Origin of the sequence: Halomonas sp. BC2 (assembly GCF_002078115.1) — a bacterium.
Classification (GTDB): domain Bacteria; phylum Pseudomonadota; class Gammaproteobacteria; order Pseudomonadales; family Halomonadaceae; genus Vreelandella; species Vreelandella stevensii.
This window is the reverse complement of record NZ_LFGT01000009.1, coordinates 361,466-371,470: the sequence shown is the minus strand read 5'-3', so window position 1 is coordinate 371,470 and position 10,005 is coordinate 361,466. Positions and strand designations below refer to the sequence as shown.

At 61.8% G+C, this 10,005-nt stretch carries 10 protein-coding genes and 2 pseudogenes; 6 read left to right on the top strand and 6 right to left on the bottom strand.

All coding sequences use genetic code 11. The features are described 5' to 3' along the window. The coding region (locus tag B7L71_RS08140) for a glycerophosphodiester phosphodiesterase family protein (RefSeq protein ID WP_081137218.1) at positions 1-531 on the top strand (531 nt) is incomplete at its 5' end. 2 nt (positions 532-533) lie between these two features. Continuing rightward, the gene (nfo, locus tag B7L71_RS08135) at positions 534-1,394 is read left to right on the top strand and encodes a deoxyribonuclease IV (RefSeq protein WP_081137216.1); all 861 of its coding nucleotides are present in this window, start codon (positions 534-536) and stop codon (positions 1,392-1,394) included. Here nfo and B7L71_RS08130 read toward each other — a convergent pair. Further along, entirely contained in the window at positions 1,364-1,951 is a 588-nt protein-coding gene (locus B7L71_RS08130; RefSeq protein WP_016913660.1) for a helix-turn-helix domain-containing protein, read from the bottom strand. The genes nfo and B7L71_RS08130 overlap by 31 nt on opposite strands. Positions 1,952-2,098: 147 nt before the next feature. Between B7L71_RS08130 and B7L71_RS08125 the strand changes: the two genes are divergently transcribed. Beyond that, the gene (locus B7L71_RS08125) at positions 2,099-3,325 is read left to right on the top strand and encodes a benzoate/H(+) symporter BenE family transporter (protein ID WP_081137214.1); all 1,227 of its coding nucleotides are present in this window, start codon (positions 2,099-2,101) and stop codon (positions 3,323-3,325) included. Between the two features lie 57 nt (positions 3,326-3,382). Here B7L71_RS08125 and B7L71_RS08120 read toward each other — a convergent pair whose 3' ends face one another. Then, positions 3,383-3,832 carry a hypothetical protein gene (locus tag B7L71_RS08120; protein ID WP_016913658.1) on the bottom strand — a complete coding sequence of 150 codons (450 nt, stop codon included), beginning with the start codon at positions 3,830-3,832 and terminating at the stop codon, positions 3,383-3,385. Between the two features lie 251 nt (positions 3,833-4,083). Between B7L71_RS08120 and B7L71_RS08115 the strand changes: the two genes are divergently transcribed. Together B7L71_RS08115 and B7L71_RS08110 are read left to right on the top strand one after the other, a co-directional pair. Next, positions 4,084-5,814, top strand: a complete 1,731-nt coding sequence (locus B7L71_RS08115; RefSeq protein ID WP_081137212.1) for a proline--tRNA ligase — start codon at positions 4,084-4,086, stop codon at positions 5,812-5,814. 51 nt (positions 5,815-5,865) lie between these two features. Further along, positions 5,866-6,078: pseudogene (locus B7L71_RS08110) on the top strand (lytic transglycosylase domain-containing protein); the annotation flags it as partial. 90 nt (positions 6,079-6,168) lie between these two features. Here B7L71_RS08110 and B7L71_RS17660 read toward each other — a convergent pair. Together B7L71_RS17660 and B7L71_RS08100 are read right to left on the bottom strand one after the other, a co-directional pair. Beyond that, positions 6,169-6,273 (bottom strand): annotated as a pseudogene (locus B7L71_RS17660) (hypothetical protein); the annotation flags it as partial. A 1,032-nt stretch (positions 6,274-7,305) separates the two neighbouring features. Continuing rightward, positions 7,306-7,677 (bottom strand): hypothetical protein, encoded by a 372-nt coding sequence (locus B7L71_RS08100; protein ID WP_081137210.1) that lies wholly within the window; start codon positions 7,675-7,677, stop codon positions 7,306-7,308. A gap of 394 nt (positions 7,678-8,071) precedes the next feature. Here B7L71_RS08100 and B7L71_RS17655 point away from each other — a divergent pair, with 394 nt between their 5' ends. Next, positions 8,072-8,230 carry a globin domain-containing protein gene (locus B7L71_RS17655; protein ID WP_249273205.1) on the top strand — a complete coding sequence of 53 codons (159 nt, stop codon included), beginning with the start codon at positions 8,072-8,074 and terminating at the stop codon, positions 8,228-8,230. 47 nt (positions 8,231-8,277) lie between these two features. Here B7L71_RS17655 and B7L71_RS08090 read toward each other — a convergent pair whose 3' ends face one another. Together B7L71_RS08090 and B7L71_RS17650 are read right to left on the bottom strand one after the other, a co-directional pair. Next, positions 8,278-9,396, bottom strand: coding sequence for a diguanylate cyclase domain-containing protein (locus B7L71_RS08090; protein ID WP_446497403.1), 1,119 nt, complete (start codon positions 9,394-9,396; stop codon positions 8,278-8,280). Next, complete coding sequence (locus tag B7L71_RS17650) at positions 9,393-9,902, bottom strand: hypothetical protein (protein ID WP_249273204.1); 510 nt, start codon at positions 9,900-9,902, stop codon at positions 9,393-9,395. Before B7L71_RS17650 ends, B7L71_RS08090 begins: the two co-directional genes overlap by 4 nt. Positions 9,903-10,005 lie beyond the last annotated feature (103 nt).

The following is a 10,005-nucleotide window of genomic DNA, read 5'->3' as shown; positions in this document are numbered from 1 at the left end:
CAGGCGCTGGATGTGGGCAGCTGGTTCGGCGACCGCTTTGCGGGGGAACGCATGGCCAACCTGGAGGCCATGCTGGCGCTGCTGAATGAGCTGGAAATGGGCGTCAATCTGGAAATCAAGGTCAACAAGGGGCGCGACCCCATTACCCTGGTCGATGCGGTGCTGCCCATGCTGCTGGCAGCGCTACCTGCCGAGCGCTGCATCGTCTCCTCTTTTGACGGGGCCGCACTGGCCCACAGCCGTCGGCATGCGCCCCGAGAAGCTCTCGCCCTGGGCGCGCTTTACGGCAGTTTACCCAAGGAGTGGCGCGCCCAATGTGCCGCCATCGAGGCGTTCAGCATTCACCCCCACTGGCCCCGGCTGAAGCGCACCCAGGCCGCTGCCATGCGCCGGGATGGCTATCAGATCCTGTGTTATACCGCCAACGATCCCAGTGCGTTTCAAAGCCGCTGGGCCTGGGGCATCAACAGTGCCATTACCGACGAACCAGCCGCTTTCCAGCGCTATCTCGACAACCGAAAAGAAGGATGACAATGAAGTATCTTGGTGCCCATGTCAGCGCGGCCGGTGGCGCTGATCAGGCCGTGCTGCGCGCGGTGGAGATCGGGGCGACGGCGTTTGCCCTGTTTACCAAAAACCAGCGTCAGTGGCAGGGCAAACCGCTCACTGACGAGGCCATCGCAGCCTTCAAGCGGGCGTGCCGCATCCATGGCTTCGCGCCAGCGCAGATCCTGCCCCACGACAGCTACCTGATCAATCTGGGGCACCCTGAGGCGGAGGGCCTCGACAAGTCGCGGGCCGCCTTCATCGATGAGATGCAGCGCTGCGAGCAGTTGGGCCTGACGCTGCTGAACTTCCACCCCGGCAGCCATTTGAACAAGATCAGCGAAGCCGACTGCCTGTCGCGCATTGCCGAATCCATCAACCTGGCTCTGGATGCCACCCAGGGCGTGACCGCGGTCATCGAAAACACCGCAGGCCAGGGCACCAACCTGGGCTGGCGCTTCGAACATCTGGCCAGCATCATCGAGCAGGTGGACGACAAGCGCCGGGTCGGCGTTTGCATCGACACCTGCCACGCCTTTGCCGCAGGCTACGACCTGCGCAGCGCCGAAGCGACCCGCGCCACGCTGGACGAACTGGGCAGCGTGGTGGGGTTCGAATATCTGCGCGGCATGCACCTCAACGATGCCAAAAGCGACTTCGCCAGCCGTGTGGATCGGCACCACAGCCTGGGGCAAGGCAACATTGGCCTGGCGGCCTTCACCACGATCATGCAGGATGCGCGCATCGATGGTATTCCCATGATTCTCGAAACCATCGAGCCCGAGATCTGGGCCGACGAGCTGAATTGGCTGCGCGCTCAGGCCCCGGAGGCCGCCCCCGGCAGGTAGTGAATCACATCGTGAAAGCGTAACCGCGACGTACCGTTGTTGCGCATGGCGTGGGGCCGGTCCGCGAAAAAGCGCAGCCCCTCGCCAACGCCCAGGGTTTGCCAGCGCTCGTCGATGCGCAGCTCCATCTCGCCTTCCACCACCACGATGTGCTCCACCACGCCGCTGGCATGGGCCGTGGATTCGCTCATGGCCCCCGGGGCCAACTCGATCAGGAACATCTCGAACCCCAGCAGGGGGTCGTAGGGGAACAGCAGGCGCGCCTGCATGCCCGCGCTGTCATCCCCCCACACCGACTCCCACCCATCCCGATGCAGCTCGCCCAGCGCGGGCTTGTCACTATCGAACAGGGTAGAAAACGACACCCGAAACCCGCTGGCGATCTTCCACAAGGTGGCCACCGTGGGGCTCGACTCCCCACGTTCGATCTGCCCCAGCATCGCCTTGCTGACCCCGGTTTCACTGGCCGCGCGATCGAGGCTCCAGCCCCGCTCCTTGCGCAGCTGCTTCACCGTTCCTGAAATATGCTCGGCAATGGTATGCGGCGTTAAAGCCATGCGACTCTCCTGACGGTCGGATTCAGATAGCGGGGTTGGTCGGATGACTATCATGCCAGAAAATGGTTGTGCGTCATAACGCACAATGTTAGCGTGACCACCCGTGCGTTATAGCGCACGCTCAACATAACCACGTGGGAGCCACCCATGGACACGCCAACGACGCTGCCCTCTTCATCACCTGACTCGCCTCATCTATGGCGGGACATGAGCCTGTCTACGCTGATTGCCGGTTTCGTCGCCGTCATCATCGGCTATACCAGCTCCGCTGCGATCATTTTCCAGGCGGCCGCCGCTGCGGGCGCCTCCACGGCCCAGATCAGCTCCTGGCTATGGGCGCTGGGCATCGGCATGGGCATCACCTCGCTGGGGCTTTCGCTGCGTTACCGCATGCCGCTGCTGACCGCCTGGTCGACGCCGGGAGCCGCCTTTCTGGCCACCAGCCTGCCGGGAATTCCCATCGAAGAAGCCATCGGCGCGTTTCTGTTTTCAGCGCTGTTGATCACGCTGTGCGGTGTCACCGGGCTGTTCGAGCGTTTGATGCGCCATATTCCCGGCGCCATCGCCTCGGCCCTGCTGGCGGGCATTCTGCTGCGTTTCGGGCTGGAGCTGTTCAACGTCATGGAAAGCCAGTGGCTGCTGCCGCTGGCCATGCTGGCCGCCTGGGTTACGGGGCGGCGCTGCTGGCCTTCACTGGCGGTGCCGGGAGTCCTGCTGGTGGGCGTGGGGCTGGCCCTGTGGCAAGGCCAGATCTCGACCCAGCCGATCCCGCTGGCGCCTACGCTGCCGGTCTTTACCGCCCCGGTATTCAACCCGATGACGCTGATCAGCATCGGCATTCCGCTGTTCGTCATCACCATGGCGACCCAGAACCTGCCCGCCGTGGCCGTCTTGCGGGCGGCTGGCTATCGCCCCAACAGCTCACCGCTGATCACCTGGACCGGTGGCGCCACCCTGCTGCTGGCGCCGTTTGGCGGCTACGCGCTCAACATGGCGGCCATCAGTGCGGCGGTATGCCTGGGCCCAGACGCCCATCCCAACCCCAGGCGGCGCTACACCGCCGGGGTGGCTGCCGGGGTCTTCTATATCGCCATGGGCATCTTCGGAGCCACCGTAACCGGGGTGTTCAGCGCCTTGCCCAGCGTTCTGGTGATGGCACTGGTGGGCATTGCCCTGCTGAGCACGCTGGGCACGGGCCTCGCGGGCGCTTTCGAGAAGAGCGAACAGCGCGATGCCGCCATCGTGACCTTCCTGCTCACCGGTTCCGGCGTGACGCTACTGGGACTGGGCGGGGCTTTCTGGGGCCTGGTGGCGGGGCTTGTGGTACTCAAGATCGGCACATTCAACGCCCGCGCGCACCAGAAGGATCGCTAAAAAAACGCCCCGCCATCGTGGATGGCAGGGCGTCTATCGGCCAGCGGTGTACGGTGGTTACATCACCGCTGGTTCCATGTTGGCCAGGCGCTCTTCATCGAACACGCCGGACATGCGCACCATGGCCAGCGCTTCATCCAGGCTGCTCATCTCTTCGATGACCAGCAGCTCGTTCTCCAGCGTTACCGGCTGACCGGCCTTGTCGGACAGCAACTTCTCTAGCGAGGCCACGTCCATGGCATCGTCGAGATGATGAATATCCACGGACGCACTGTTCTCGCTGGGCAGGTAGATAGTGCCGTTGGAGAAGTCCACGGCGTAGGCGATCACGCCCGGCACGATGAAGAACAGCAGGCCAACGCTATTGGCAATGGCGACCACGGGGTCGACATCACCGCTCAGCTGGCCTTTGCGTTCCGGATAGAAAAGCGTACCGCACCCACTCAATGCCACAATGGAGACACCAACGACCGCCCCCGTCAACCAACGGCGCACTGCTTGCTGCATGGAGGTTCCCTCGGAATTTTCAATGTAACGATAGCCATCATATGAAGTGACACGCTTGTTATAGGCGCAGGCTATCGCGTTACAAAACGGGTCGAGTTTAGCATATTTCGTGCTAAGCACACGCCCTGACGTCTACACAGGATTTTGCCGCCTTCCCCGCTTGGCCGTACAATGCCGCTTTCAACGCTGGATTAAGCGCAACGCGCTTCTCATACTCAGCACCATCGACAACCCAAGGAATGCTCACGCCCATGCGCGCCAGCCAACTATTGATCGCCACCCTGAAAGAAACCCCGGCCGACGCTGAAGTCATCAGCCACCAGTTAATGCTGCGCGCCGGTATGATTCGCCGTCTGACCTCGGGCCTGTATACCTGGCTGCCGCTGGGCCTGCGCACGCTGCGCAAGGTCGAAGCCATCGTGCGTGAAGAGATGAACCGCGCCGGAGCCCAGGAAGTACTGATGCCCGCCGTACAGCCCGCCGACCTGTGGCAGGAGTCGGGCCGCTGGGAGCAATACGGCCCCGAGCTGCTGCGCCTGACGGACCGCCACGACCGCGACTACTGCGTGGGCCCCACCCATGAAGAGGTCATCACGGACCTGGTGCGCCGGGAAATTTCCAGCTACAAGCAGCTGCCGGTGAACTTCTACCAGATTCAGACCAAGTTCCGCGATGAAATTCGCCCCCGTTTCGGCGTCATGCGCTCGCGTGAGTTCATCATGAAGGATGCCTACTCTTTCCATCTCGATGAAGCGTCGATGAAAGAGACCTATCAGGCCATGTACGATGCCTACACGCGCATCTTCACGCGTCTGGGGCTCGACTTCCGCCCGGTGATTGCCGATAACGGCTCCATCGGTGGCACCGGCTCTCATGAGTTCCATGTGCTGGCCGACTCCGGCGAAGACGATATCGTCTTCTCCAACGCTTCCGACTACGCCGCCAACATCGAAAAAGCCGAAGCTTTGCCTGCCCCGTTGGGCAGTCAGGTAGAGCGCAGCGCGCCCAGCGAAGAGATGCGTCTGGTCGACACCCCCGATGCCAAGACCATTGCCGCCCTGGTCGAACAGTTCAACCTGCCTATCGAAAAGACCCTCAAGACGCTGATGGTCCACGCCGCAGAAGGTGGCCTGATTGCTCTGCTGGTGCGTGGCGATCACGCGCTGAACGAGGTCAAGGCAGAGAACCTGCCGCAGGTCAAGGCACCCCTGACCATGGCCAGCGAAGAAGAGATTCGTGCAGCAGTAGGAGCCGGCCCGGGCTCCCTGGGCCCCGTGGGCCTTGACATGCCGATCATCATCGACCGCAGCGTGGCGCTGATGAGCGACTTCGGCGCGGGCGCCAACGTCGATGGCAAGCACTACTTCGGTATCAACTGGGAGCGCGACGCCCCCCTGCCCCAGGTCGCCGACCTGCGCAGCGTGGTAGAGGGCGACCCCTCGCCGGATGGTCAAGGCACCCTGCTGATCAAACGCGGTATCGAAGTGGGTCATGTGTTCCAGCTGGGCCAGAAGTACTCCCAAGCCATGAATGCCAGCGTACTGGGCGACAACGGCAAGACCAGCCACCCGTTCATGGGCTGCTACGGCATTGGCGTGACCCGTGTGGTTGCCGCTGCCATCGAGCAGAACCACGACGATGCAGGCATCATCTGGCCCAACGCCATCGCGCCTTTCCAGGTGGCGCTGGTGCCCATGAACGCCCACAAGTCTCAGCGGGTGCGTGAAGAGTCTGAGCGCCTCTACCAGGCACTCACGGCGGCAGGTCTGGACGTGCTGCTGGATGACCGTGACACTCGTCCCGGCGTCAAGTTCGCCGACCTGGAACTGATGGGCGTGCCGCACCGCCTGGTGATCGGCGACCGTGGCCTGGACAACGGCGAGCTGGAGTACAAGGGCCGCCGCGACAGCGACGCCACCATGGTGCCCGCCGACACGATCGTCGAGTTCCTGCGTGAAAAAGCGGGCCTGGCACAGTGCTGATCGCCCCCTCATGCGGTACGGCCTGGTGCGAGCCCTGATCCTGGGGCTCGCAGTGGGGGCCAGATCATGCCCTTCTGAGTCACCGAGCTGGGCCTGCCCATGGACGACCTGACCGAACCCAACCGCAATCTGCGCTACGGCAGCACCATTCTGGCCCACTATCTTGCCGTCGAGCGGGGTGACTTCACCCGCGCTCTGGCTCGCTACAACGGCAGCCTCGGGCAAACCTGGTACCCCGAGCGGGTATTGAAGGCCTGGCGCGACCATTGTGTCAACCTCTGCTTCAACACTGTGCAGCAAGCCCGCCTTGGCCAGATTGGCCAACAACTGTGCCACATCACGCGTTACCTGCGGCAGCGACGCCCCTTCGAAGAACGCCACGAGCGTCTCACTCAATTCCTGCAGGTTCATCGGCTCATGCTGCAATAGAGCCCATACTGCGCGGCTGGTCGCGTTCATTCGATGAATATCACCCCCGTTCTGACCAATCACGAACAGCTCATCGCCCAGCGACCACTCGAAGGCCGCCGGGCTGGTGTGCCAGTAGCGGGCGTCGTCCAACAGCAGCGCCGGTACCGCCGCCCGTTCAGCACTTGCCACCGATTGCCCCTGCTGCCGATCTGCAGAGAACGGCTGACCCTCCCAGCGCTGTGCCAGCCACAGGGCTGCCTCATAAGCATCCGAGTATCGCAGCAGAAAGCACGGTAGCCGCTGCAGTAGCGGCAGGAAGCGATCCATCAGCGCCTGATCCGACTCGTGCTCGGCAAAGTTCTGTTGCAACAACTGCCATAGGCCATCGCCGGGCTGCAGGCGTGTCAGTTGGGGGGCCGTCAACGTGGGGTCTCGGTCGATGAGCAGTACGGCCCCCAGCGGGGAGCGGTCGCCATGGGCTGCCAGTTGGGAACTCGACAAGTTCAGATAACCGTAACGGTCGTCGAAAGGACCAAGATGGCAGGCCACGAAGTGCTGAAAATCTACCGACAAGGCCTCCGGGACCGGTAACCGCAAACGCGGCGCCACGCCAAGCGCGATGCCTTCACCTTCAGGATTGAGCGCCAGCACATCATCCCCGAACACACGGCAGCCTGCGGCAGCAAATGCCGAGGTCAAGGTGCTTTTTCCAGCACGGTGGGCATCAGGAAAAATCACCAGCTGCCCGTTGAGCTCCACCGAGCCACAGTGCAAGCCCACCAATTCAGGGTGGCGATGCAGGAAGGCCCCGGCCAAATCGGCGACGACGCTACAGGCAGTGCCAACATCGGTGTCCAACAAGGCACCCTGGGGCAGCGCGGGCGCTTCCTGCCAGTAGCCGTCGGGGTGCTGCCAAACGCAGATGTCCGGGGCTTCCGGCAACACTGGGCAGCGTTCGATGGGCCAGCCTGGCATGGCCTGCTGCAACACGGGCAACAGCTCCTCCGCCTCTACCAGGCGCAGGCAGGGGCCCAGACTGGGCAGGCTGATATCGTGAGTGGTGTGGGTTGTCATCGGCCGTTACCACCTTGGCAGTACGCGGCTCAAGCGAATTTCGATGACACCATCGCGCTCCCAGCGGGATCGATGCGGACGCGAATAGCCAGCCCAGCGACGATCATGAGGGCGGTAGTATCGCTCATCACGACGGGCATGATGCTTATGCCGAGGACGTGAGTAGCTGGGGCGTGAGTAGCTGGGACGTGAGTAGCTGGGGCGTGAGTAGCTGGGCCGCGAACGGCTGTGCCGTGAGCGACGGCCGCGCGCTTCTGCCTGCCCCATCGACAGGAACGTGGGAGCAACGTAGAGCGCTGCGGCCCCCAGCCCAAGGCTGGCCAGCACCTGGCGGCGCGAGCGGCGCTTCTGCAACACCTCTTCAGTTTCATGGGGCATGGTGATCCTCCTGATCAAGGTGACTGAGCAAATTAACGAACACCGTTTCGTAAATCACTCTAGCCAAGCTCAGTGACCGACACCAGACGCCTTCAATGACTTCCCTATTGTTTACTCTTTTTTACCTTTCAGGGTTTTATCGTTAGAGCAAAAACATGACTTTTCAACATAATAAATAGATCATAAGGCCATTTCCCTGACCCTGCTTAGGCACATCCCATGCCTGCATTGCGTCAATTTGCGAGAACCCGCACTTTTGCCTGGCCACTTGGCCATCCGCAATACGTTGATCATTGGAGCCCTGTCAGGTCTCCTGCTCACTGGTTGCGCCCATCAGCAGCCATCTACCACGTTATACGAACGCGTCGGCGGGCAGGCCAGCCTGGAAAACGTCGTGGAAAACCTGCTGTATCGTATCGCCGATGACCCTTGCCAGTACGATGGACCGCCCATGGACCGTGCTCACCAGACCATGGGCATCACCGATGCCCACTTCAATCGGGTAGTGGAGTATCTGAACGATGCCATATGGTGGACAAAGGCATACCGCTAGCCGCGCGTAACGACATGCTGGGCCGCCTGCCCCCCCTTATGGGGATGTCATGCACTTACAGTGATCTGCCAGCCATCCCGCCCTGCTGTCTTGACCTGGTACAAGGCTTTATCCGCCGCCTCGTAGGCACCCGTGAATGCTGTTGCCGTCGAGGCAAAGCGCGTGGCGCCTACGCTGAGCGTCACGCGTTTTTTATCCGGGTGAGCGGGGTGCGGGTACCCCGCCGCATCGAGCGCCGCCTGAAGCGCTTCGCACTGCTGTGCCAGTACGCTATTGGAAGGGCACGGTAGCAACGCCGCAAACTCATCGCCGCCCAATCGATAAAGCTGGGCCGTCGGCCCCAGCGCCTGCTCGATCATGCTTGCCAGCTGACGCAGAAGGCGGTCGCCTTGAGGATGCCCCAGCGCATCGTTGTACTGCTTGAAGAAATCGATATCGATCAGGATCAGCCCCAGTGACTCCCCGTCACGGCTCACCACGTCCTGATGCAGCGCACTCCGATTCCCGATCCCCGTGAGCGGGTCGCGCATGGCCCGGGCCATCCAGGCCAGCTTTTCGGCAGTGGCGTGTTCCGTCTGACGCAGCTGCCGCTCGTGCATCACCCAGAACGCCAGCCCCAGCACGAAGATCAGCAGGCTGGAGTAGGTCAATACCTGATTATGGCGTCGGGTGCTTTCGGAAAAGTCATTGATGACGCTACCGCGCTGATCCAGCTGGTCCATTTCAATGCGCGTCAAACAGTCCACGACGATGAACAGCGCATGAGCCGCATCGATGGGCTCGATCTGCTGTTGCTCCAGATGCTCGGCTATCTCCTCGATCAATGCCAGGCTGGGAACAGTACAGGAGTAGTGTTGCCGGTACATACTGACATCGAAAAGCCCATAGGCAAGATCCAACGCATGGTTGGCCTCGCTGATCTCCAGCGGAGACGTCGCTACCAGCAGCGACTCCTGAGCGCTCTGCACGTAGCCTCTCGCCCGAGTCGCCAACTGCTGCCCGGTCAGGCTGCCTGTCTGGCTGAAGTAGGCCTGGATTTCCGGGTAGACCCAACGAGACTCATAGACGATCAATACCATCAAGCCCATGAAACTCATCAAGCCCAAGGAGAGCCACGTTATGTAGCGTGGGCGACGTTTGGGATCTCCTGGTGGCGCTGCACTCACCACTGCACCTCGATGCTGCGAATCATCCAGATCCAGTCGTTGAATTCACGCAGGTTTTCGGTATCACGGCCAGAGTATTCACGCTCCACCAGACGCACCGGGCCCCGCGAGCGCAGGGTCAGCGGCTCACCATCTTCCACGGTGACCAGATACCAGACCGGGTTGTCCCAGCCCCCCAGGCTCACTTCGTAATCGTCCCAGGCCGTGAAATGCAGCTGCGGAGGCACCGCACCAAAGTGCTCCACCAGAAACTCACGGAATGGGATCCCACGCATTTCCACATCACGCCCCTGATAGGGGTCATAAACGGTAAAGGTGGTATTGGGCTGCTCACGCAGATCACTGATGGCGATTTTCTCGGTGGTTTCCCCATCGATCAGGCTCAACGCCTGCGCCTGGGCCAAGGTCGGGAGACATAGCGCAAGGAGCAGCCCCAGCACCATGTTGCAGAGAGGTTTCAAAGAAGTGCAGGGCGTTACAGCAGTACGTGGCAGCACAGCGTTCATGGCCGTTCGGTTCCTGGTAAGGGTAGGCGTTCAAGTGGTCACACTTTACCAGAGCATCAGGCCAAAACACTTCAACGGCTGTCAACTGATTTACCACAGGCAT